This window comes from Natronorubrum marinum (assembly GCF_052040125.1).
GTDB lineage: Archaea > Halobacteriota > Halobacteria > Halobacteriales > Natrialbaceae > Natronorubrum.
In genome coordinates, this window is the sequence record NZ_JBPPFV010000002.1 from 151,616 (window position 1) to 174,292 (window position 22,677).

The following is a 22,677-nucleotide window of genomic DNA, read 5'->3' on the forward strand; positions in this document are numbered from 1 at the left end:
TCGAAACAATAGTTGTGGCATCCGAACCCCGGAATTTCCATATAGGACGGTCTCATACTATCTATTTAACAGTATAGAGAATCTCAAAACCGAAGGATTATTTATCACAGCACGTTCGTGGTTATGTGATAGCCATACTCATGGACGTATCAGATACAATTGCTCGGGGGAAGGAGCAACTGCGCATGCAACCACTCCTCTTATTGGCGGTGCTCGCTGTGGTGGTTCTTACCATCGACCTGATCGCCAGACTCGCTGGTGTTGAGGTCCCGCTGTCAAACGGACGCTCTTTCGGTGGGGCGCTCTCGATGAGCAGATTCGGTGGTCTCGTGTGGAACGGGATTATCGTCGGACTCATCTTCGGGCTCGCTGGTATTGGGCTCTCAATGACGTACAGCATTCTCAATTTCGCTAACTTCTCACACGGCGACCTGGTTACGACCGGTGCGTTCACCGGCTGGGGCACGTCGCTGTTGCTCGCCGGATGGGGGATCGGGGACCTGGGTCACCTGCTACTGGTTCGACCCGGGAGCGGTGCCAATCCCAACGAAATCGGGGCCTCGATCGTTCAGGCGCCGCTGTCGATCATAGTAGGCGTCATCGTTGCAGCCGTAGCCACCGTTCTCGTTGCCGTCGCGATCGATCGTATCGTCTACAAACCGATGCGGGACCGCGGCGGTATCGCGCTGCTCATCGCCAGTATCGGTGCGGCCCTCGCACTCCGGTACGTCATCCAGTTCGTCTACGGAGGCCGCAACCGTGGCGTGACGTCGACCCAGGAAGTCACCACACCGATCGCCGGGTTTTCGGTCAACATGCACGAAGCCACGCTCGTCATCGTTGCCGGCGGACTCATGCTCGGGATGCATTTCATGCTCCAGCGAACCAAACTCGGGAAAGCGATGCGCGCGATGGCGGACAACAAAGACCTCGCGCTCGTCACCGGGATTCCAACCGAGCGGGTCGTCACAGCGACGTGGGTGCTCGGAGGGGCGCTCGCCGGTGTCGCCGGCTACCTGTACGTGCTCGAACGCGGTACCATCGAATTCAACCTCGGCTGGTTCCTCCTGTTGTTCATTTTCGCAGCGGTGATTCTCGGGGGAATCGGGTCGATCTACGGTGCAATCGCCGGCGGCTTCGTTATCGGACTCGTCCACGAAGTGTCCCTGATCTGGATCCCGTCGGACTTTAACGCTGCCGCCGCGTTCCTCATTATGATCCTCGTATTACTGTACCGTCCGCAAGGGATCTTCGGCGGGGTGACTACAGCATGAGTGCAGAAACCGGGAGCGGCCCTGGGAGCGGGGAACCACGGGCTGACGGTCCTGCCGATCTCAAGAACTATCTGATCGATCAGATCGGTGCGACCGACTTCCGAATCGTTATCGCAACGATGCTCGGTATGTACGCGCTCTTTGCCGTGTTCACGTTCCTCGCGGGAGGTGGTATCAATTCGCTCGGGTCCACGTGGATCCGTCTCACCTATCTGTTCGCCGCGTACGCGATTCTCTCGCTCGCTCTCAACCTCCACTGGGGATACACCGGTCTGTTCAACATCGGTGTCGCCGGGTTCATGGGCGTCGGCGTGTACACGATGGCGGTGCTCTCGACGCCACCCGACGCGATCTCCGGGATGGGGCTCGGCCTCCCGCTCATCGTCGGCGTCGTGGGCGGGATGATCGCAGCGGCCCTCGTTGGCTTGATCGCCGCCGTCCCGGCGCTCCGACTGCGCGCCGACTACCTCGCGATCGTCACCCTCGGCCTGTCGGAGATTATTCGACTGACGCTCAACTCGGCCACGCTGTCGAACTGGACCATCGAGGTGTTCGGGTTCGGCACCGGCGGGGGTAGCGGGATCGACCTTCCCGCCCGCCCGACGGACGGACTGGTCAACACGGCGGTGGGCGAAGTAATCGTCGACCTCTTGAGTCCAACGATAGCGACTCAGGTCATCAGACGGCTGTTGTGGGTGTTCGTGATGATCGGGTTCGTTATCGCCGTCTACTGGTTGCTGGCTCGAGTCGGCAACTCCCCGTTCGGGCGAGTGCTGAAGGCGATTCGTGAGGACGAACTCGTGGCCCAGTCGCTCGGCAAAGACACCCGCTGGTTCAAAATCAAGGTGTTCATGCTCGGCTGTGCACTGATGGGGCTCGGTGGGATCCTCTGGCAGGGCTCCCAGGGATACGTCAGCCCGGACTCGTTCCGTCCGATCGTCACGTTCTACGTCTTCGTCGCGGTGATCATCGGCGGATCGGGCTCTAACACGGGCAGCCTCGTCGGATCGATCCTCTTCGTCGGCCTGTTGTTCGAGGGGCCACGCACGCTCGGGAACCTCATTTCCAACACGTTCAGTCTCGGCTCCGCCCCCGGGACGTTCGACGGAGCCATCGCACCGCTCGCTTCGCTCGATATCGGGCCGTTACTGGCATACATGATCAGCAACATCTCAGCGTTCCGATTCATCCTGCTCGGCGTCGTCCTGGTCGTCCTCATGCAAAAGCGTCCCGAGGGTGTCCTCGGTCACCGGACGGAAACGGCGTCGGCAATCAGTCTCGACCGTCCCGCCTCGAACGGAGGTGAGACCAATGAGTGACACTACCAACGCGAAGACGGCTGCAACCGATCGATCCGACGAGGTCGGACGGGAAGAAACAGCAGATACCGGCCGACTGGATGCGGCATCGACCGACGTTCCGCTTCGAGTGGAAAACCTCAGAAAAACCTTCGGCGGTATCGTCGCCATCGACGACGCCAGTTTCGAAGTCGAAGCCGGCACACTGACTGGGCTTATCGGACCGAACGGTGCCGGTAAGTCGACGACGTTCAACTGCATCGCCGGCGCGCACACCCCGGATTCCGGCACGGTCGTCTTCCAGGGCGAGAACATTACCGGACGTCGTCCGGATCAGATCGCGAACAAGGGCCTCGTCCGTACCTTCCAGATCGCCCGCGAACTCGAGGAGATGACGGTGCTCGAAAACCTGATGCTCGCTCCACAGCGTCAGATCGGCGAGAAACTCTGGAAGTCGGTGACGCCGATCGTTCGGAACGACGTGATCGAGCAGGAGGGCGAACTTCGCGACCGCGTCTGGGATATCGTGGACTTCTTCGAGATCGACCACATCGCCCACCAGGAGGCCGGAACGCTCTCCGGGGGGCAACGCAAACTCCTCGAGATGGCGCGAGCGATGATGACCGACCCGGAGATGTTGCTGCTGGACGAACCGCTCGCGGGCGTCAACCCGACGCTCGAAGAGAAGCTGTTGGAGCGAATTCACGACCTCCGCGAGCAGGGGTACACGTTCCTGCTCGTCGAACACGATATGGACGTTATCATGGAAAACTGCGAACACGTTATCGTCATGCATCAGGGCGCAGTCCTGGCCGAGGGTGAGCCCGAAGTCGTCCAGAACGACGATCGAGTCGTCGAAGCATACCTCGGGGAGATCGACGTATGAGTACAGATCCAACACCCGAACCCACGTCCGAGGATGCGATCACCGCACAGCGTGATCCACTCGCCACGGCGCCGGAGGAATCCATTCTTCGCGTTCGCGACCTCGACGCCGGGTACGGTGACCTACAGATCCTCACTGATGTCGTTCTCGACGTCGGAGAAGGCGAGTACGTCACCATCGTTGGCCCGAACGGTGCCGGCAAGTCGACTGTAATGAAGTCCGTGTTCGGTCTGACCACGTACTTCGGCGGCACGATCACGTTCCAGGGGTCAGAGATCCAGCAACTCGCTCCGGAGCAGATCATCCACGAAGGGATCAGCTACGTGCCACAGAACGACAACATCTTCGGCTCGCTCACCGTGGAGGAGAATCTCGAGATGGGTGCGTACATCCTCGACGAGGTTCCAGAGGATCAGATCGAAGCCGTCTACGATCGCTTCCCGGTCCTTCGCGAGCGACGCACGCAGAAGGCGGGGACGATGTCCGGCGGGCAGCGCCAGATGGTCGCTATGGGTCGAGCGCTGATGCTCGACCCCGACTTGCTTCTTCTCGACGAGCCGTCGGCCGGTCTCGCACCCGATCTGGTACAGGACATGTTCGATCGGATCGACGATATTAATGCCGACGGAACGGCCATCCTGATGGTCGAGCAGAACGCAAAGACCGCACTCCGGCGCTGTGATCGTGGCTACGTCCTGGCGCAGGGAGAAAACAGCTACACCGACACCGGCGATCGACTGCTGGCCGACGACGAGGTCCGCCAGCAGTTCCTCGGCGGCTAATCGCGTCTGTAGGCTATTATCGAGAGGACGATACTGCTCGTGAGAGGTGACGAGTACTGTGGCTTGCATCTGAGGTTGTTCGATTACGAGCCAGCGAGCCGTATGGGTAGTTTGCAAACCAGTCGCATCCGAAGCGACACACTACTGATCGCAGCCCTCGCTTGCGATCGGGTGTGTACTGACTCAGCGACGACGACAGATTCCGAACTCGGATCCAGTTCTCGAGTACCTGTCCGGCTGTCGGCATACCATCGTCAAAAACCGATATCGGGACGGAAGTCGTCGTCAGTTCTCGAAGTCGATCGATCGCTGCGTTTCGAGTTCGCCGTCCTGGAAACGCATCACATCGTACGTGACGGCCATCATGTCGCCGTTATCGTCGAAGTTGACAGGCGATGACGCACCCTCATAGTTGATCTCTTCGCCGTCCGCAACCATCGCGACCGCTTCGTCGAGGTTCGTCGGATCCACCTCGGTCCCGTTGGGATTTGCAATCTCGCGAATGTTATCCCGGATCGCGGTGCCGTCGGCTTCGTCCCCACCTGCAGCAACTGTTGCGAGGGTGATGACGGCTGCCGCGTCGTAGGCGTGACTGTTGAACACGGCGGGTTCCGCGTCGAACTCCTCTTCGTACATGTCGGCGAAAGCGTCGGCACCCGGACCGGCCGCACTCGGTGCTGTTCCCCAGACATCGTCCATCCCGCTGCCGACTTCACCGGGGAGTGTACCGTCGATGAGTCCGTCCGGGACGATGATCTGGCCGTCCCAGTCGTCGGCGTAGTTGTCGTAATAATCGCGGAAGAGCGTAATGCCGGATTGTGGGAAGCCGACGACCATCAACACGTCCGGATCGTCGTCCAGCGCTTCCCCGATCTGGGAGGTGTACGACGCCTGTTCAGGTTCGAACGAGACGCGGTCGGTGACCTCACCGCCCCCGTCTTCGAAGGCATCCACGTACGACTCCTCGAGTGCCTGTCCGTAGTCGTCGTTGAGGTATAACGTACCGGTCGTCGTGCCCTCGAGATCGTCCATGGCAGCCTCCGCCATTACCGGCCCCTGCAGTGCGTCGCTCGGGCAGGTCCGGAAGACGTAGTCGTCGTCGTCCAGTTCCGTTACCGCCGGTGCGGTCGAAGACGGTGAGATACCGACGACCTGATTCGGGATGTACGCCTGGCGCGTCACCTGAAGGTTGACGTTCGATGACGTCGGCCCTACTACGGCTGGATAGCCGGCATCGATGAGACTCTGCGCGGCGGAGATCCCCGCTTGCGGATCGGTTTCCGTGTCACCCGTCTGGACGTCGAAATCGAGGACGCCGCCGAGTTGGCTCTCGACGAGAAGGGCACCGTCACGGATTGACGGACCGAGGCTACCGAGGTCACCCGTCTCCGGCGTCAAGACGCCGAATCGAACCGTCCCACCGTAATCGTTCTCTACGCCGCCGTTGCCGACACCGCTCCCGTCGTCATCGTCGCCGCCAATACAGCCAGCAAGGCTGATTGCACCTGCCGCACCAATACCACTGAGCACACGCCGTCTATTGAGTCGTTGCACCATGGGTAACAGTGGCAACAACTCCTATATATGTCTTTTGTGAACGGCGTACATGAATTCTGACTGTGGGATCAACACTCAGAATATCTGTACTATTTCTAATTGTGCTTCGATAATGGCAGCGAACATCTAATTTATAGTAACAATTGAAACGATTTACACACTGATCGCAGAGCTGTCGTGCGATCTGGTATGCATTGACTGTCAGCGGCTACTATAGCTGCGTTGGCTGCCGAATAGCTCGCGAAATCGATTCCGTGTAGCTTCGTTCTCCCCTGGCAATAAGATAGACATTCACACACATGGGCGGGATAATACTACGAGTTACCGAACGCTTTTGAGGAACGTGGTCGTTGCCTCGGGCAATGAACGGGAGGGTTCATCAATGACCATGGAGGATCGGATCAACGAACTCGAGGAGCTTCGGGAAGAGGCCCGCCTCGGCGGTGGAGAGGAGCGAATCGAGAAACAACACGACAAGGGAAAGATGACCGCTCGCGAGCGGATCGACTACTTCCTCGACGAGGGAACCTTCACCGAGTTCGACCAGCTTCGAACCCACCAGACCAGCCAGTTCGGGATGGAGGAGAAGAAGGTGCCCGGCGACGGCGTCGTCACGGGCTACGGCGAGGTCAACGGGCGTACCGTCTTCGTCTTCGCCCACGATTTTACCGTCTTCGGCGGCTCCCTCGGCGAAGTTTTCGCCGAGAAAATTTGCAAGGTCATGGATATGGCGATGGAGGTCGGGGCACCCATCGTCGGACTCAACGATTCCGCCGGCGCTCGTATTCAGGAGGGCGTCAAGAGTCTCGCCGGCTTCACCGAAATCTTCCGCCGAAACCAGGAAGCCAGCGGCGTCGTCCCGCAGATCTCCTCTATTATGGGTCCCTGCGCCGGCGGCGCGGTCTACTCGCCGTCGATCACCGACTTCATCTTCATGGTGAAAGACACGAGCCACATGTACATCACCGGCCCCGGCGTCACCAAGACCGTCACCGGGGAGGAAGTCACACATGAGGAACTGGGCGGCGCGATGACCCACGCCGGGAAGACCGGCGTCGCCCAGTTCGCCTGCGAGAGCGAGGAACAGGCCCTAGACGACATCAAACGGTTGCTCTCCTATCTCCCACAGAACAACGTCGAGGATCCGCCGCGCGTCGAGCCCTGGGACGACCCCGACCGCCGCGACGAAGAGCTCAAGTCGATCGTGCCGCCAAGTCCGCAGAAGCCCTACGACATGACTGACGTCATCGACAGCGTCGTCGACGAGGGCTCCTTCTTCGAGGTGGCGGACAACTTCGCCAAAGAGATCGTCGTCGGCTTCGGCCGTCTGGACGGCCGCTCGGTCGGTCTCGTCGCCAACCAACCTCGAGTCAACGCCGGCACGCTCACCGTCGACTCCTCGATGAAAGGGTCCCGGTTCATCCGCTTCTGTGACTCCTTTAACATCCCCATCGTCACCTTCGTCGACGTCCCCGGCTACATGCCCGGGACCGATCAGGAACACCGCGGGATCATCCGCCACGGCGCGAAGCTCCTCTACGCCTACTCGGAGGCGACCGTCCCGCTGCTTACCGTCATCACGCGGAAAGCCTACGGCGGCGCCTACTGCGTCATGGCCTCTAAAAACCTCGGTGCCGACGTCAACTACGCCTGGCCGACCGCCGAAATCGCAGTCATGGGTCCCCAGGGCGCGGTCAACATCCTCTATCGCAAGGAACTCGCCGAGTCGGACAACCCCGACGAGTTGCGCGACGAACTCATCGAGGAGTACCGCGAGGAGTTCGCCAACCCGTACACTGCAACGGACAAGGGCTTCCTCGACGACGTCATCGTCCCGACCGAGACCCGGCCGCGCCTGATCGACGACCTCGAGATGCTCGAGACGAAACGCGAGTCGAACCCCGACAAGAAACACGGCAACATCCCACTATAACGCATGGCATCACAGAAACAGGCCGAACCGGGCGATGCGGATCAGTCCGCGACGGACGAGGGAGACGGGGCGGCCGCGAACGTGCTCCCCGCCGATGTCACCCTCGAACTCCCCGACGACGCGAACGACGAGGAAGCCGCGGCTATCGCGGCGGCCGTCGGCGCCCACCTCCACGACCATGCGCTGGCGGTCGCTGCGGCGGCGGCCGCGTCCGGCGAGGAGACGTGGGACGAGAAGCGCTGGGCGTTCGCGGGTCGGATCCGAGCCCAGCAGTCGCGGACCGTGCGCGTTCCGCGAGACGCGCCGACGAACGCCTGGTCGGCTGCCGGGCGAACCGATCGGTTCTGACGCGGATTCGACTGTCGCCTTCCCCTCGAGTCACGTTTTCTGTCGAACCCAGGGAGATTCGGTCATCCTCGCGTCCGGCCGCGAGTGGCCACCGCTTGCGGGTCAATGAATGCAATTAAGAGACCCCACACACAACCCCCGGGCATGGCCACGGAAACCGAGTCTACGACGGATATGGGTGTTGGACTGGCGCTCGCGCTCGGCGCGGTCGCGTCGATCGGTGCGCTGTTGATGTTTGTCGGCGCACCAGATATAACGGCTGCCTGGGGATTCGCGGCAGCGATGCTCTTTAGCTCGCTGGCAGTCGTCGGCATCCACCTCTACTGGGACTAACTCACACACCGGCCGAAACGCCGGTGACAGTCAGCGTAATCGACCTGAAACGGCCTATAAAAGTTAAGAGCAACGACGCCCTAGAGGCAGCCACGGACGATGACCGACTACTCCAACGAAGAGCAGCGAATTCTCTCACACCTCCGAGAGAGTGCCGCCCGAGGTGAACAGTACTTCCGGGCGAAGAATATCGCGGACGCGATCGGATTGTCCTCGAAACAGGTAGGTGTCCGTCTCCCTCACCTCGCGGAGAAAGCTGACGAGGTCGACATCGAAAAGTGGGGCCGTGCCCGTTCGACAACCTGGAAAGTCACCATCAGTTGAATCCGATGCTACGCGGTTTCGTGTCCGGCTGTCGATCCCCGCTCGGTCCACGGTCTTTTTAATAGTGACTCACGCAGGTAGAGCCATGACTGTACGGGTCGACCGTTCGTTCGAGCTGTCGGCATCACCCGAGCGCGTCTGGGAGTTCATCGCCGACCCGGAGAACCGGGCTCGGGCGATCAGCGTCGTTCAGGAGTACACCGTCGACGACCCCGAGGGTCGGCGAGTGACCTGGCACGTCGAGTTGCCGATCCCGCTCGTCCGCAAGACCGTCGCCGTCGAGACCGAAGATATCACTCGCGAGCCGCCGGAGTACGTCGAGTTCGTCGGGAAATCGAAGGTGATGCGGGTCACCGGGAAACACGAAATCGTCGAGACGGAGAACGGCACTCGCCTCGAGAACAACTTCACCGTCGACGGCAAACTCCCCGGCGTCGAGAAGTTCTTCAAGCGCAATCTGGACGGCGAACTCGAGAACCTCCGCCGGGCGCTCGAACGGGATATCGAGCGGACTCGCTCGGAGGAGTCGTGATGGCGGCCTCGACCGAGAACGGCCTTCGGATCGCGCTCGCCCAGATCGAGGTCGAACCCACCGAGGTTGACGCGAACGTCGAGCGAGCGCTCGAGGCGGTCTCGAGCGCCGCCGCCCGCGGCGCGGATCTGGTCGCGCTCCCGGAACTGTTCAACGTGGGCTACTTCGCGTTCGACAATTACGAGCGCCTCGCCGAACCGTTCGAGGGGGAGACGTTTACGCGGCTGCAAGAAGCCGCGGCCGAGCACGAGATCGCCGTCCTCGCGGGGAGTATCGTCGAGGACCTGGCGGCCACCGAGACCGTCGCAACGCCCGCCGAAGAGGGACTGGCCAACACGGCCGCGCTGTTCGACTCGAGCGGCGCGTTGCAGCTGGTCTACCGGAAACACCACCTCTTCGGCTACCAGTCGGCCGAGTCGGAGCTGCTCGTGCCCGGCGAACGCATCGAGACCGCCGAAATCGGCGGCGTCACCGTCGGCGCGACCACCTGTTACGACCTGCGATTTCCGGAGCTCTACCGGCGGCTGATCGACGCCGGCGCGGAGCTGGTGCTCGTACCGAGCGCGTGGCCCTATCCGCGCATCGAACACTGGGAGACGCTCTCGCGTGCCCGTGCGATCGAAAATCAGTGTTTCGTCGCGACGATCAACGGTTCCGGCGAGTTCGACGACGCCGACGCGACGCTGCTCGGCCGCTCGACCGTCTACGACCCCTGGGGGACCGCGCTTTCCTCGAGCGGCGACGAGCCGGCGCTGGTCGTGAGCGATATCGACCTCGGTTCGCTCGAGCGCGTGCGCGAGGAATTTCCGGCGCTCCGGGATCGACGGCTGTAGTCTCGAGGTGCGGAATCCACGATTACCCCCGGCTGAGCGCGGATGAAACCATCAGACGACGAGACGATCCCGCGACCGCTGACTTTTTATCCCGTGGCGGTAATTATTCGAGTGCCGGTTGATAGGCGCTTTTCACGTCACGACCGGCATTGCGCGTCGCTCCGGCCCGTCGCTCGCTCGTCTCCCGGGAACGAGCGACTCACTCCGCCCCACGTCTCGCCCACTCCCTCGTCCACATCCCTTTCGGACGAACTAACTCGAACCCGTGTACCATAGCCGTTGTTCTATCCATCCAACGGCGACCCGTTGCGAAAAAGTAACGTAGCCGGTTCGCGTCTGTTTTGCCAGGAATGTTCAGGAAGGTTCTCGTCGCGAATCGAGGAGAGATCGCTGTCCGAGTGATGCGAGCGTGCGAAGAGTTGAATATCGGCACGGTCGCCGTCTACTCCGACGCCGACTCGGACTCCGGCCACGTTCGCTACGCCGACGAAGCGTACAACGTCGGTCCGGCCCGAGCGGCCGACTCGTACCTCGATCACGAGGCCGTCATCGACGCCGCACGTCGCGCGGACGCCGACGCGATCCACCCCGGCTACGGCTTCCTCGCGGAGAACGCCGAGTTCGCGAGCAAGGTCGAAGCCGCCGATGGGATCACGTGGGTCGGTCCCGCGAGCGACGCGATGGAGTCGCTGGGCGAGAAGACCAAGGCGCGGACGATCATGAACGAGGCCGACGTCCCGATCGTCCCCGGGACCACCGACCCCGTCACCGATCCCGAGGAGGTCAAAACGTTCGGCGAGGAACACGGCTACCCGATCGCCATCAAGGCCGAAGGCGGCGGCGGCGGTCGCGGGATGAAGGTCGTCTGGGACGAAAGCGAGGTCGAAGAGCAACTCGAGAGCGCCCAGCGCGAGGGTGAGGCCTACTTCGACAACGACTCGGTCTACCTCGAGCGCTACCTGGAGCAGCCGCGCCACATCGAGGTCCAGATCGTCGCCGACCACCACGGCAACGTCCGCCATCTCGGCGAGCGCGACTGTTCGCTCCAGCGGCGTCACCAGAAGGTTATCGAGGAGGGGCCGTCGGCGGCCCTCTCGGACGAACTGCGCGAGAAGATCGGCGAGGCCGCCCGCCGGGGCGTCTCCGCCGCGGAGTACACCAACGCCGGCACCGTCGAGTTCCTCGTCGAGGAGGAAGAACGAGAACCGGGCGAACTGCTCGGACCCGACGCCAACTTCTACTTCCTCGAGGTCAACACCCGAATCCAGGTCGAACACACCGTCACCGAGGAAATCACGGGCATCGACATCGTCAAGCGCCAGATTCGAGTCGCCGCCGGCGAGGAACTCGACTTCGCACAGGACGACGTCAATATCGACGGCCACGCGATGGAGTTCCGAATCAACGCCGAGAACGCGGCCAACGATTTCGCGCCAGCGACCGGCGGGACCCTGGAAACGTACGATCCGCCGGGCGGCGTCGGCGTCCGCATGGACGACGCCCTGCGTCAGGGTGACGACCTCGTCACCGACTACGACTCGATGATCGCCAAACTCGTCGTCTGGGGCGAGGACCGCGACGAGTGTATCGAGCGCTCGCTGCGCGCCCTGCGGGAGTACGAGATCGCGGGCATTCCGACGATTATCCCGTTCCACCGACTCATGCTCACCGACGAGGAGTTCGTCGCGAGCACGCACACGACGAAGTACCTGGACGAGGAGATCGACGAGAGCCGCATCGAGGAGGCTCAGGCCCAGTGGGGTGGCGACGTCGGCGACGGAGGAAGCGGCGACGACGAGGAGACCGTCGAGCGCGAGTTCACCGTCGAGGTCAACGGCAAGCGCTTCGAGGTCGAACTCGAGGAACACGGCGCACCCGCCATCCCGGCCGGCGACGTCGACGTCAATGGCGGCGGCGCTCAACCGCCACAGCCCGCGGGCGGAGACAGCGGCGGAAACGAACTCGAGGGAAGCGGCGAGACGGTCGACGCGGAGATGCAGGGGACGATCCTCGACGTGAAGGTCGAGGTCGGCGACGAGGTCGCCGCCGGCGACGTGTTAGTCGTCCTCGAGGCGATGAAGATGGAAAACGACATCGTCGCCTCCAAGGGCGGTACCGTCACCGAAATCGCCGTCGAGGAAGACCAGAGCGTGGATATGGGCGACGTGCTTGTCGTCCTCGAGTAGGGCGGTTTCGGTCTCGAGTAGCGCGTCTCTTTCTCTCGAGTTGCGTCGTCTCGATCGGTTCGGCGCGTTCGACCGCTGAGTCGATCTCGGCACTGAACGCGATTCGTTCCGGATCCCGTCAGTGAATATGTGCGGGCCAGCGGTGAAGTGGGGACGGTCGAAACGGCCGGTGCACGCGGTCTCGAACGATTTCCGTTCGACGCCGCTGCGACGACACCGTGTCGCCGGGTCGTCTTCGGACGATCGGTACGCGGTGACACGCCGAAGGATCGGCTCGGGTGGACGGAGCGACGTCGGATCGGGGTGGTGCCCGACTCTGGCGTCTGACTGGTCAGTCATTGGTGCTCCGATCACCCGCCGACCTGTTCTCGGTCTCGAACGCGACGGCCGGCGGCGTCGCGGACTGAGACGATTGTCGAGGGCGATCCCGACCCGCACAACAACGTTGGCGGCGACCGACTCACTTGCCCTGCGCTCGCGAACGCCGCTGCTGTAGCGAACCTCGGCGGTTGTCGTCCCGCGTCGCACCCAAACCGTTGCTCCGAACTCGTTCGAGTCCTGGCTCAACAACAGAACATGAACGGGTAGATGAGGGCCACGCGGTCGCCGTCCTCGAGTTCGGTCTCGAGACCCTCGTAGTGCTCGTTGAACCGGCCGTTGATGCAAACGCGAGCGAACGCCCGGGTCTGCTCGCCTTCGGGGTTCTTGCGCCAGGTGCCGGGCAGTTCCTCGGGCGTACGCGCCCAGCCGTGGGCGGTCGCCTCCGCCTCGGTTTCGGCGATCAGCATCTCCTCGACGTCGTATTCGGCGAAGAAGGCCTCGAGGAACTCCCGGAGCCGGTCGCCCGCGAAGGTGTACTCGAGTTCGTGGGTGCCCACGGCATCCCGAACGTGGCCGGTGCAGCGGACGGTGACGGTCGTTTGCGCTCGCTCCTGTTCTCGCGCGTCTTGGTGAACCTGCTCGGCGGTCATACTCGATAGTACGGACGCGAGCCGCAACCGTTCGATCCCGAACTTGTTCGGACACAACTGCACGGCGGTGGATACCCGACTGTCGGATATGAGCCAGATTCGAGGCGACCTCCGAACGGACCAGCAACCGCCGATGGCGATTCCGCTCGGCCACTTCGTCGTCGGACTCGCCTTCCTCGTGGCGGGCGTCGTCGGCGGAACCGTCACGGCCGTCACGACGGTCCCCGGGCTGTCGAACGCGGCGCACGTTCACCTCCTGTTGATCGGCTGGATCGCAATCACGATCATGGGCGCGATGACGCAGTTCGTCCCCGTCTGGTCGGGGGTAGCGATTTACTCTCGACGGCTGGCAGTCGCGCAACTCGTCCTCGTCGCCGTCGGCGTAGTCGGCTTCGCGACGGCGCTGCTCGCGACGGCGCTATCCTGGCTCCCCATCGCGGCCGCAACCCTCCTGGTCGGGCTCTGGATCTTCGTCTACAACGTCGGTCGAACCCTGGTACGGGCGCGGCCGTTCGGTCTGACCGAGCGACACTTCGCGTTTGCACTCGGCTGTTTCGCCCTCGCCGCACCGCTCGGATTCTTTCTCGCCGTCGACTTCGCGGTCGGCGTTTTCGACTCGACCGCCGTCGATAGAGGCGACGTTCTACTGGTCCACGCAACCCTCGCGCTCTTCGGTGCCGTCCTCGCGACGATCGTCGGTGCGCTCGCCCAACTCGTGACGATGTTCACTCAGACCGATCGAACGCCGTTCGACGACCGGTTGGTCGGACTCGAGCAACTGCTGTTCCCGACGGGTCTGCTCGTCTTCGCCGTGGGTCGCGGACTGGCCACGGAGTCGCTCGCTCGAGTCGGCGCGCTCGCCGTCCTCCTCGGCCTCGCCGCGTTCACCGTCGTCATCGCACGCCAACTGTCGCGATCGACCGTCGATCGCTCCCCGATGACCGCGCGGTACTGGGTAGTCGCCGGGTCGCTGTGGGCCTGGATCGCCCTCACCGTCTCCGCGTGGTGGCTCGAGCCGGCGGGCTACGCGACCCTGTTCGGCCACCCCGACGCCACAAATCTGCTCGTCTTTGGCGTCTTCGGGTTCGTCGTCGTCGGCTCGCTCTACCACATCGTCCCGTTCATCATCTGGCTCGAGCGCTACAGCGACCGGCTCGGCTTCGAGCAGGTTCCGATGGTCGACGACCTGTACGACGGTCGACTCGAACGGGCTGACTTCTGGCTCACGCTCGTCGGCTTGCTCGGCATGGCCGCTGGCCCGCTGTTCGCACTTCCGACCGTCGTGAGAGTATCGAGTGCGATTCTCGCCACGCTCGGATTCTGCCTGTTCGTTCTGAATATGCTACTGACGCTCCACCGACACGCACCCGACGGGATCAGTGGGGTGCTCGCGGGAACCCTCAAAATCGACGCCGGCGTAGACGGTGTTGGCAATCACGAAAACCGGGAGGATGTCGGAGACGTCGGTCCTCGTCCGTAGCCACCGATTGTGAGTTGCACTCGTCTTTCGATCGGTTAGCGGGCTTTCACCTACTCGGACAGGGAGTTCGGCACCGATCCCGTTTCCCGAAGCGAGCGCTCGAGTCGCTCGAGCGAGGCATCGAGCGCGTCGGCTTGCTGGTGTGACGGGTGTACGCGAACGCGGACGATATCGTACTCGTGATGGTCCGCGAGCCCGTTCCACGCCCGAAAGGCCCCCTTGATCAGCGCGTCTGCCGCCGGACAGAACTCCGTCGTCGGCGTGAACTCCGCTCGGAGGACGGACGGATCGTCGGCGTCAACGGCGTAGCGAAATCCCGATTCGGGATGTCGCCGATCGAGATTGAGACGTGCGAGATTGTAGCCGAACGTCGCATCGTAGACGCCGCGTTCCTCGAACAGGGCTCGAGTGAGGCGATGAAAGGCGGCGTGCTCGTCGCCGGTGAGTACGGCGTGGCCCTCGAGAAACGGGCCGGACTCGGGGACGTGATCCGGGTCGAACGCGTCCCATCCGTCGAAGCTGTCGGTTGTACGCACCGTTTCGGTCGGTGAGGATGGCTCCGTCGCGAAGGGATTCATCACGACTAGCAATGGAATCAGCTCATTCCAGTAGTTGATTCCGAACATATTCGCAAACGCCCCATCACAATGTCTGCCTGTGCGATGGGTATACTCATATCGATAGTTCAGGATACTATCTATGAAATTGTTTCAAATAGACTAATTATAGAAAGATATACAACGGTGTACAATACTGAACCTCACAACCCACTACTGTCTAACAAGGAGAGATTGGGGCCAGAGGATTTATATCCAGTGACTGTAAGAGTCTGGCCAATGCTACTCTCAGTCGATCGATCGGATACCGCTGCCATCCACTCAGTCAGTTTTGACGTAATTGCCGCAATCGCCGAACGTGAGGGTGTCGACCCGATGGATATCGAGCCGCCGGAGTACGAAGCGTTGTACGATGCGATCAACCCGGAAGCCCTCGATGCACTTTTTGCACCGCGAGAGGACGGCAGCCCTCGAGCCTCCGGTCGCGTGGAATTCCCGTTCTGCGGCTATCTCGTCGTCGTCTCGAGTGATGGTGACGTAGACGTCGAAGAGTTGAACAACGGGAGATAAGGCTCGCTATCGAGACGGTTCGCAGTAGCCGCTGACGCACCTCAGTCGCCCGCCTCGTCGATTCGACGCCGCCATGCGTCTGGAATCGGTTCGGACTGCCCCGTTTCTCGATCGACGAGCACCTGAACCGTTCGGGCCGTCGCGGCCGGTTCGCCGTCGGCTCGAATTTCGTAGGCCATCGTCAGACTCGAGGTTCCCAGTTCCGACGCGCCTACCGCGACGGTGACCTCGGCGTCGCTTTCGATCGGTCGGACGTAGTCGATTGTGAGGCTCGCGATCACGGTTCCGACGTCGGTCAGCGAGACGCCGAAGATATCCTCGAAATACGCTTCTCGCGCCTCCTCGAGGAACGTCGCGTAGATCGCGTTGTTGACGTGGCCCATGAAATCGAGGTCGCGGAGGCGAACGTCGATACCGATCTCGCACTCGTAGTCGGTGTTCTGGTCGTCGTTCTCGCCGAACTCGTCAGTCATCGGTTCCCGCTACCGAGTGCAGCGTCCTATACGTACGTGCTACGATCCGGACGATCCCGACAATGGGAATACAGCGCCACCTGCTCACTCGCCCGCACAGGCCGCTTCGAAGACGGTCTCGTGAAGCCGATCCGTGACGATTTCCATCAGCGGTTCCATGTTCTTCGTGTCCGCACGGTTGTACTCGACGAGGGTCTCGAGTGCCGCCTCGTCACCGCGTTCGTACTCGTGCCAGAGCCGGACGGCGTCCCGGCCGGAGAGATCGGGCATGTCTCGATCGATTCCGAGATCCTTCTCGATGGCCTTCAGCCCGCCGTCGAGCCCGATCTTCTTGCAGGGGTACATGAGATCGACGTGGGGCGTCGCGACGTCGATATCGTAGCAGGTCTCCAGGAACGGCACGTCGAAGCGCTGGCCGTTGAACGTCACGAGCAGCGAGGACGCCTCGAGTTCGTCCTCGAGCCGCTGACTCGTCAGGTCCCGACCCTGCACGAAGGTCTTCGTCTCGCCGCCGCGGTGGACGCTGACGGTCGTGACATCGTTACAACTCGCGTCGAGACCGGTCGTCTCGATGTCCAGAAAGCAGGTGTTCTCGCGGACGTTCTCGTAGCACCGCCAGCGGCTGGCCGCAGGCAGCGCTTCCGTGAAGACGGAGACGTCGCCGCGCTCGAGGTGGGTTCGGCCCTCCTCGATGAACGACTCGATCCGGTCGGCGACCGTGTCGCCGACGACGCTGCCGTCGAACTCGTCCCAGTGGGTGATCCCCGCTCGCCACAGCTTGCGTTCGGTGGTTTCCCCGACGCCGCGGACGGGAATGAAACTGTTCTCGATTCGCACACCAGTGTCAGGGGCCCGGGCGAACTAAAAGCGATTGGATCGCACTGGGGGACTGCCGATCGCGGGCTGGACTCGAGTCCGTCGGAGACGGCGAGCGGACGCACCGTGGACGGATTGTATACGGGCTTCACGTACCATCTTCCCGGTAAGATAGATTGGAAACTGACTGCGGATCGGCCACGGCCGAATTCGCTTAGTTACCGTCGGAACTGTTGTCCGAGAGGTACAGCGTCCGATCGATGATGCTGACGGCCGCCTCGCCCCACCGCTGAACGGCGGCTCCGTCCGAGTCGGGAATCTCGATGACGATTCGATCCCGTCCGATGCGCACGTCGCCGTCGGGCGTCGAATCGCGGTCCGCAAAGCTCCGCATCTGATACTGGAGCAATCGCTTCGTCGAGCCGCTGATGTCGACCGTCTCCGTGTCGAACTCGAACAGCAACGTGGCACCGCCGCGGTCGTCGTCTTCACCCTCGAACACCTCCGCCGTCACGTCGAAGTGGTGACTCGAGAGCTCCGGCGCCGGTGCGTCCTCGTTGATCGTCTCGACGGCTTCTTCGACGGTCACGTCGTCTGCGTCGTCGAACTCGAACGTACCGACGTCGCCGCCGAACGGATCGGCGGGAGCGTCGTCGGTGCCGCTCGCGTCGTCGGAGTTCATCACGCTCGAATCCTCGTCGGCGATTGGTTCGTCCTCCTCGAACTCGAGGACGTCCGTGCCGGTCGACGCCGAGTTACTGGTCTCATCGGAGTCGTCGACCTCCTGCATAGCCGAGTCGACGTTGTCCGTCTCGCCGGCAGCCGACCCGTCGCTCGGGTTCTTCCCGCCGTGATCGTCGTCCCGATTTGTCTCAGCACTGGTGGACGGCTCGTCCGACCCGCCCGAATCATCGTCGGCCGTTTTGTCTGGATCGCTATCGGCCATCTCGTCCGTATCACCCACTTCGGCCGTCTTGGACACGCCATCGGCTTCGGCTGGCCCGGATGTCGCAGCCGATTCCACGGGTCCCGCAGCGATAATCTCCGACTCGTCGACAGCCGCGTCCGAACCGTCGGTTAGGGCACCGGCAATCATCGGTTGTGACGATCGGAGCGCCTCGCGGTCAAGCGGGGTCGCGTACCAGGCCGTTCGATCGGGCGAAGTAGTAAATCGACCTCGACTTCGCTCCGCTCGCGGGTGGGCCGATTTGGACGATGCCGTCGACTCGGCGGCGTCGTCGTCTGAAGTGGATTCGCCAGTCGGCACGCCGTCTCCGTTAATCGGCACGTCGTCCGCGTCTGTCGTACCGTCGGCTGACTGCTCGAGACTGCCGTCACCGTCTCCACCGACGGGGGCCGACGGCTCGTTCTCGCCATCGACAGCACCGGGATCACCGGCCTGTGACGGCTGCTGGCCGGTCCGGGGCTGTTGGGACGCCTGCTGCACCGTTTCGTTGGCAGCCTGTTGCGGTGCCTGCTGTGGCCCCTGTGGCTGTCCCTGCGTCGGCTGTCCCTGCTCCTGCGGGCCGGAGCTAATCGTGCCGCCGCTTAGATGAAGCTGCGTCCCGCCGTTGTTCGATCCGTTCGAGATCCCGTCCAGCGCGTGGGCGATATTCATTAAGTCGTCGTCGATATTGTCCTCGAGCTTGTCGATTTTGTCCCCCACGCTTCGGAGTGCGAGGGCGACGTCCCAGAGCACGACGACGCCGAAAAAGAGTAGCGCAAGGAAAACGGTTACTGCAGCCCCTACGAGAAGCTGAATGTCAAGTTCGACCATATATGGTACTCTGTAATCCGATAGGTCGTTCGATATATAGACCTTCTGCCGTAACACCAATAACACTGGACTGAGACCGTTTAGGACGGCCATTACAGGCGATCTCGTTCGGCGAGGATTCGACCCACTATCCGACGTTTCACACTCGAGCGCCAGGTATCACTTCCAGATTACTGATACCACTTCCGTCATTCGAGCAACCACAACAGGGTCAATCGGCAGCACGCTCCGTGGATCGATCCGAGATCCGGGATCCGGCCGAGGAATCGACCGACCGGATTTTTGCACCCGGCGTCCGTAGGCCAGCTATGGCCGATCACGACGACGATCTCGCAGACGCCGTCCGCGAGCTCACACGGACGATCGACGACCTCCGGGCGGAACTCGAGTCCACGCAGCGCCGTCCCCGACTCCGGCCGCCGGCACCGCGACCGCCGACGCCGCGAGACCTCCTCCGCTTCGCCGACGAGATCGCCATCCCCGCCGCGATCGCCGTCCTCGAGACCAGCGTGCGGGCGCTCGAGGGGTTCCAGCGGGCGCTCGAACTCACCCGCACCGAACGAGAGGTTCGCGACCGGACCACGGAGGCCGCGGACACCGCCGGCGAACGGGCGAACGCGTTGCGACGGACGACGCTCTCACAGCTCGATACCGTGCTGGCCCAACTCCAGCGAGCGACGAGCGCGGAGCCCAACACGTCGAACGAGGGGCTCGACGAGTTGCTCTCGCAGGCCCGCGCCCTACGGGACGACGTCGACAGCCGACTTCGAGACGTGGACGACGACCTCGAGCGAACCGACTCCTCGACGGACGCGATTCGGATCGACATCGACGACGCCGATGTCGTCGGCGATGATAACGACGATCGCGGCGAGACGGCACGCGACGACCCGGGTTCGCGCGTCGACGTCGACGCCGAACTCGAGACGCTAAAAGATCAGTACGGCTCGGAGGAACCGGACTCGAACGGTACGGACCACGCCGAGGAGGACGAACACGCTGTCGGCGAATCCGGTGTTGACGATGGTGACGACGATTCTACCGGGAGCGACGAAAACAGCGCGAGCGATTCCGATCGATCCGATTCTCGCGGGGACGATGCCGAGGAAAACAGTGCTGGCGACGATCCCGATGCAAACGGTGACGGTACCGACACCGATTCCGACTCCTAAACCGGCTCGAACCGCGGTCGGAGCGACGCTCCTCCCTGATTCGAACCGGCTTCACATCTGTGTTCTGTTGCTCACGGGTGTTCGCAACAGAACACAGGGCTCAGACCGGTTCGAACCGATACCCGTCCCAGTCCTGACTCTCCGGCTCGCGGATGCCGGCTCCGGGCTCGCGGAGTTCGTCGACGTACACTGGTTCGACCTCGTCGCCGGTTTCGACCTCGTCCGTCGTCACCTGTCCGATCGCGCGGACCGATTCCCCGTCGACGTCGAACTCGACGATCGCGAGCGTGTTCGGTTCTCGCACACCCGGCGGCGTCGCCATGCTCGTCGTCCAGGAGATCACTTCGGCGCTGTACTCGCTGAGATCGATCGTCTCCACCGGCTCCGACCCGCCGGGACCGCGCGGGTGGCCGGGGTAGCTGATCGAGCCGTCCTCGTATCGCGTGGCTTCCATCGTCATTGTGCTGCCTCCATGATGGTCGTGATAACGCAGTTTCCAAAGCCGCCGACGTTACAGCAGAGCCCGACGTCCGCCTCGACCTGTCGCGGTCCGGCCTCCCCGACCAGTTGTTCGTATATTTCGACCGCCTGTGCGACGCCGCTGGCTCCGAGCGGATGTCCTTTCGACTTGAGTCCCCCCGAGGTGTTGATCGGGAGCTCTCCGGTGTCGCGCTCCGTATACCCCTCCTCGACTAACTGCCACGCTTCGCCCTGCTCGGCGAAGCCGAGCCCTTCCATCTGGAGGAACTCGAGGATGGTGAACATGTCGTGGAGTTCCGCGACGTCGATGTCGTCGGGGCCGTAGCCGCTCATCTCGTAGGCCCCCTTCCCGCTCTCGACGACGCCACCCATGATCGTGGGATCCTCGCGTTCGTGGACGACGTGGGTGTCCGTCGCGCCGTCGATGCCCGAGATCACGACGTAGTTGTCTGTGTACTCCTGAGCCACGTCCTCGGGACAGAGCATTAGCGCCGCCGAGCCGTCCGTGATCGGACAGAAGTCGTACAGCCGCAGCGGGTCCGCGACGATCGGCGACTCGAGTGCGGTCTCCTCGTTGATCTCCTTGCGAAACTGGGCGTGGGGGTTGTCCACGCCGTTCTTGTGGTTCTTGACGGCGACCTTCGCGAGACTGTCCCGGGGCGCGTCGAAGCGCTCCAAGTAGTGACGGGCCGTCAGCCCCGCAAAGGAGGGGAGCGTGACGCCCGTCTTGTACTCGACGGGATGGGTCAGCGACGCGATGACGTCCGTAGCTTCGCCGGTGGTCTTGTGAGTCATTTTCTCGCCACCGACGAGCAGCGTCATGTCGCTCGCCCCGCTGGCGACGGACTGCCAGGCGGCGTAGATTCCGGCCCCGCCGCTCGAACTCGTTTGATCGACGCGCTGGGTGTACGCCGGCATCGCCTGCAGGTCGTGTGCCAGCGCGTTCGGCACGCCGGTCTGTCCTTCGAACTCCCCGCTCGCCATGTTCGAGACGTACAGGTGCTCGACGTCCGCCGCGTCGACGCCCGAGTCCTCGAGGCAGTCGATTCCGGCTTCCGCGAGGAGGTCCATCACCCACTCTCCCTCGCGTTGCCCGAACTGGGTCATCGAGGCTCCGATGATTGCAACACGTTCCATATCCTACTGGAGTTCGGTCAGCGATTTATAGGATGGGGTCTCGACAGCGAGTGATAGCGGTCAGACCTGCGATCTGAACGATACCGTACAGTCACTCCCACGAACGGCTACGCTTCGGCGACCGCAAGCATGTGTACCGACAGCTCCGCCACGAGCGAATCACTGTTGGTCCGCCGCACGGTCTCTTCGAGTGCGGCCCGTTCAGCGTCTGTGACCTCGTTCAGACGGCTCTTGAACTGACTGTCGTGGAGTGGAGACGCCAGCCCTTCCAGCCCGACCGTCGTCACGACGTCGAGACCGCCGTTCTCGAGGAGTGATTCCAGTTCCGCGCGTCGGAAGAAGTGCGTCGCGGTGAACTCGTTCTCGTACCCGTACTCGCCGAGCAACGCCGAATCGTAATCGCCGTGCTCGAGCAGCGCCGGTAGGGCCTCGAGATTGTGTCCGGTCAGGAGGTACAACTGGACGGCACCGAGCAGACCCATTACGGAAACGAACACCGGTGCCCCGGGGGCACTCGCTCGCTCGAGTTCACGAACTGCGCCTGTTCGATCCGTCTCGTCTAACACGTGAGAGAGCGGACCACCGAGACAACACGTCGCATCGAACGCGTTCGCGGCCACGCCGAGATCAGTGATGGTCCCCTGTGAAAGCGTGACGTTCGACTCGACATCGTGTTCGCGGATTCGCTCGCGAGCGATGGCCAACTGACTGCGACTGAGATCCACCAGTGTAACGTCGTATCCCTGCTCGGCGAGCCAGATACTGTACCGACCCGCACCCCCTCCGGCGTCGAGCACGCGTCCACCAGAGGGAAGGTGTTTCTCGAGCGCTTCGATCGTCAGTGTGTACTCCAGTCGACCGTCGATACCGTCCTCGAGGCGTTCCCACTCGCGCTCGCCATAGGCGTCGTAGAACGCACGTGGATCGTCAATATCAGGTGACGAACGTGATGGCATGT

23 protein-coding genes are annotated in these 22,677 nt (G+C 62.6%); 14 read left to right on the forward strand and 9 right to left on the reverse strand.

Annotated elements, in window-relative coordinates; all coding sequences use genetic code 11:
- The first annotated feature begins 140 nt into the window (after positions 1 to 140).
- Genes ACSFC5_RS10410 through ACSFC5_RS10425 form a run of 4 tightly spaced genes read left to right on the forward strand, consistent with a single transcriptional unit; the run spans position 141 to position 4,240 of the window.
- The gene (locus tag ACSFC5_RS10410; RefSeq protein ID WP_440766300.1) at positions 141 to 1,274 is read left to right on the forward strand and encodes a branched-chain amino acid ABC transporter permease; all 1,134 of its coding nucleotides are present in this window, start codon (positions 141 to 143) and stop codon (positions 1,272 to 1,274) included.
- On the forward strand, positions 1,271 to 2,593 hold the full coding sequence (locus ACSFC5_RS10415) for a branched-chain amino acid ABC transporter permease (protein WP_440765183.1): 1,323 nt from the start codon (positions 1,271 to 1,273) through the stop codon (positions 2,591 to 2,593). The genes ACSFC5_RS10410 and ACSFC5_RS10415 overlap by 4 nt, the downstream gene beginning before the upstream one ends.
- Complete coding sequence (locus tag ACSFC5_RS10420) at positions 2,586 to 3,458, forward strand: ABC transporter ATP-binding protein (protein WP_440765184.1); 873 nt, start codon at positions 2,586 to 2,588, stop codon at positions 3,456 to 3,458. The genes ACSFC5_RS10415 and ACSFC5_RS10420 overlap by 8 nt, the downstream gene beginning before the upstream one ends.
- A complete protein-coding gene (locus ACSFC5_RS10425) occupies positions 3,455 to 4,240 on the forward strand; it encodes an ABC transporter ATP-binding protein (RefSeq protein WP_440765185.1) in 786 nt (261 codons plus the stop codon). The genes ACSFC5_RS10420 and ACSFC5_RS10425 overlap by 4 nt, the downstream gene beginning before the upstream one ends.
- Positions 4,241 to 4,525: 285 nt before the next feature.
- On the opposite strand, the gene ACSFC5_RS10430 is transcribed toward ACSFC5_RS10425, so the two are convergent.
- A complete protein-coding gene (locus ACSFC5_RS10430) occupies positions 4,526 to 5,797 on the reverse strand; it encodes an ABC transporter substrate-binding protein (RefSeq protein WP_440765186.1) in 1,272 nt (423 codons plus the stop codon).
- Between the two features lie 388 nt (positions 5,798 to 6,185).
- Between ACSFC5_RS10430 and ACSFC5_RS10435 the strand changes: the two genes are divergently transcribed.
- The 7 genes from ACSFC5_RS10435 (at position 6,186) to ACSFC5_RS10465 (ending at position 12,286) form a co-directional block, all read left to right on the forward strand.
- Positions 6,186 to 7,730 (forward strand): acyl-CoA carboxylase subunit beta, encoded by a 1,545-nt coding sequence (locus ACSFC5_RS10435; RefSeq protein ID WP_440766301.1) that lies wholly within the window; start codon positions 6,186 to 6,188, stop codon positions 7,728 to 7,730.
- A gap of 3 nt (positions 7,731 to 7,733) precedes the next feature.
- Positions 7,734 to 8,078: a DUF8022 family protein gene (locus ACSFC5_RS10440; protein ID WP_440765187.1), complete on the forward strand. Its 345-nt coding sequence runs from the start codon at positions 7,734 to 7,736 to the stop codon at positions 8,076 to 8,078.
- A gap of 144 nt (positions 8,079 to 8,222) precedes the next feature.
- A complete protein-coding gene (locus ACSFC5_RS10445; protein ID WP_440765188.1) occupies positions 8,223 to 8,411 on the forward strand; it encodes a DUF7525 family protein in 189 nt (62 codons plus the stop codon).
- Between the two features lie 99 nt (positions 8,412 to 8,510).
- Positions 8,511 to 8,735 (forward strand): DUF7123 family protein, encoded by a 225-nt coding sequence (locus ACSFC5_RS10450; RefSeq protein WP_006091498.1) that lies wholly within the window; start codon positions 8,511 to 8,513, stop codon positions 8,733 to 8,735.
- Positions 8,736 to 8,820: 85 nt separating this feature from the next.
- A complete protein-coding gene (locus tag ACSFC5_RS10455; RefSeq protein ID WP_440765189.1) occupies positions 8,821 to 9,267 on the forward strand; it encodes an SRPBCC family protein in 447 nt (148 codons plus the stop codon).
- Entirely contained in the window at positions 9,267 to 10,100 is an 834-nt protein-coding gene (locus tag ACSFC5_RS10460) for a carbon-nitrogen family hydrolase (RefSeq protein WP_440765190.1), read from the forward strand. The genes ACSFC5_RS10455 and ACSFC5_RS10460 overlap by 1 nt, the downstream gene beginning before the upstream one ends.
- A gap of 350 nt (positions 10,101 to 10,450) precedes the next feature.
- A complete protein-coding gene (locus tag ACSFC5_RS10465) occupies positions 10,451 to 12,286 on the forward strand; it encodes an acetyl-CoA carboxylase biotin carboxylase subunit (RefSeq protein ID WP_440765191.1) in 1,836 nt (611 codons plus the stop codon).
- A 563-nt stretch (positions 12,287 to 12,849) separates the two neighbouring features.
- On the opposite strand, the gene ACSFC5_RS10470 is transcribed toward ACSFC5_RS10465, so the two are convergent.
- Complete coding sequence (locus tag ACSFC5_RS10470; RefSeq protein WP_440765192.1) at positions 12,850 to 13,257, reverse strand: MoaD/ThiS family protein; 408 nt, start codon at positions 13,255 to 13,257, stop codon at positions 12,850 to 12,852.
- 88 nt (positions 13,258 to 13,345) lie between these two features.
- On the opposite strand from ACSFC5_RS10470, the gene ACSFC5_RS10475 reads away from it, so the two are divergent.
- On the forward strand, positions 13,346 to 14,737 hold the full coding sequence (locus ACSFC5_RS10475; RefSeq protein ID WP_440765193.1) for a hypothetical protein: 1,392 nt from the start codon (positions 13,346 to 13,348) through the stop codon (positions 14,735 to 14,737).
- A gap of 50 nt (positions 14,738 to 14,787) precedes the next feature.
- Here ACSFC5_RS10475 and ACSFC5_RS10480 read toward each other — a convergent pair whose 3' ends face one another.
- Entirely contained in the window at positions 14,788 to 15,363 is a 576-nt protein-coding gene (locus ACSFC5_RS10480) for a DUF7998 family protein (protein WP_440765194.1), read from the reverse strand.
- A 210-nt stretch (positions 15,364 to 15,573) separates the two neighbouring features.
- Here ACSFC5_RS10480 and ddfA point away from each other — a divergent pair, with 210 nt between their 5' ends.
- Positions 15,574 to 15,864 carry a DdfA family disk-determining factor gene (gene ddfA, locus ACSFC5_RS10485; protein WP_440765195.1) on the forward strand — a complete coding sequence of 97 codons (291 nt, stop codon included), beginning with the start codon at positions 15,574 to 15,576 and terminating at the stop codon, positions 15,862 to 15,864.
- Positions 15,865 to 15,905: 41 nt separating this feature from the next.
- On the opposite strand, the gene ACSFC5_RS10490 is transcribed toward ddfA, so the two are convergent.
- The 3 genes from ACSFC5_RS10490 to ACSFC5_RS10500 form a co-directional block, all read right to left on the reverse strand.
- Positions 15,906 to 16,337, reverse strand: a complete 432-nt coding sequence (locus ACSFC5_RS10490; RefSeq protein ID WP_440765196.1) for an acyl-CoA thioesterase — start codon at positions 16,335 to 16,337, stop codon at positions 15,906 to 15,908.
- Between the two features lie 84 nt (positions 16,338 to 16,421).
- Entirely contained in the window at positions 16,422 to 17,174 is a 753-nt protein-coding gene (locus ACSFC5_RS10495) for a ribonuclease H-like domain-containing protein (RefSeq protein WP_440765197.1), read from the reverse strand.
- 193 nt (positions 17,175 to 17,367) lie between these two features.
- Positions 17,368 to 18,930 (reverse strand): AAA family ATPase, encoded by a 1,563-nt coding sequence (locus ACSFC5_RS10500; protein ID WP_440765198.1) that lies wholly within the window; start codon positions 18,928 to 18,930, stop codon positions 17,368 to 17,370.
- A 308-nt stretch (positions 18,931 to 19,238) separates the two neighbouring features.
- Here ACSFC5_RS10500 and ACSFC5_RS10505 point away from each other — a divergent pair, with 308 nt between their 5' ends.
- Positions 19,239 to 20,102, forward strand: coding sequence for a DUF7547 family protein (locus ACSFC5_RS10505; protein ID WP_440765199.1), 864 nt, complete (start codon positions 19,239 to 19,241; stop codon positions 20,100 to 20,102).
- 100 nt (positions 20,103 to 20,202) lie between these two features.
- Here ACSFC5_RS10505 and ACSFC5_RS10510 read toward each other — a convergent pair whose 3' ends face one another.
- The 3 genes from ACSFC5_RS10510 to ACSFC5_RS10520 all read right to left on the reverse strand — a co-directional run bounded on the left by ACSFC5_RS10510 (position 20,203) and on the right by ACSFC5_RS10520 (position 22,675).
- Positions 20,203 to 20,562: a PhlB family protein gene (locus ACSFC5_RS10510; protein ID WP_440765200.1), complete on the reverse strand. Its 360-nt coding sequence runs from the start codon at positions 20,560 to 20,562 to the stop codon at positions 20,203 to 20,205.
- The gene (locus tag ACSFC5_RS10515) at positions 20,559 to 21,719 is read right to left on the reverse strand and encodes a thiolase family protein (protein ID WP_440765201.1); all 1,161 of its coding nucleotides are present in this window, start codon (positions 21,717 to 21,719) and stop codon (positions 20,559 to 20,561) included. The genes ACSFC5_RS10510 and ACSFC5_RS10515 overlap by 4 nt, the downstream gene beginning before the upstream one ends.
- A gap of 107 nt (positions 21,720 to 21,826) precedes the next feature.
- Positions 21,827 to 22,675: a class I SAM-dependent methyltransferase gene (locus tag ACSFC5_RS10520; protein WP_440765202.1), complete on the reverse strand. Its 849-nt coding sequence runs from the start codon at positions 22,673 to 22,675 to the stop codon at positions 21,827 to 21,829.
- Between the last annotated feature and the right edge of the window lie 2 nt (positions 22,676 to 22,677).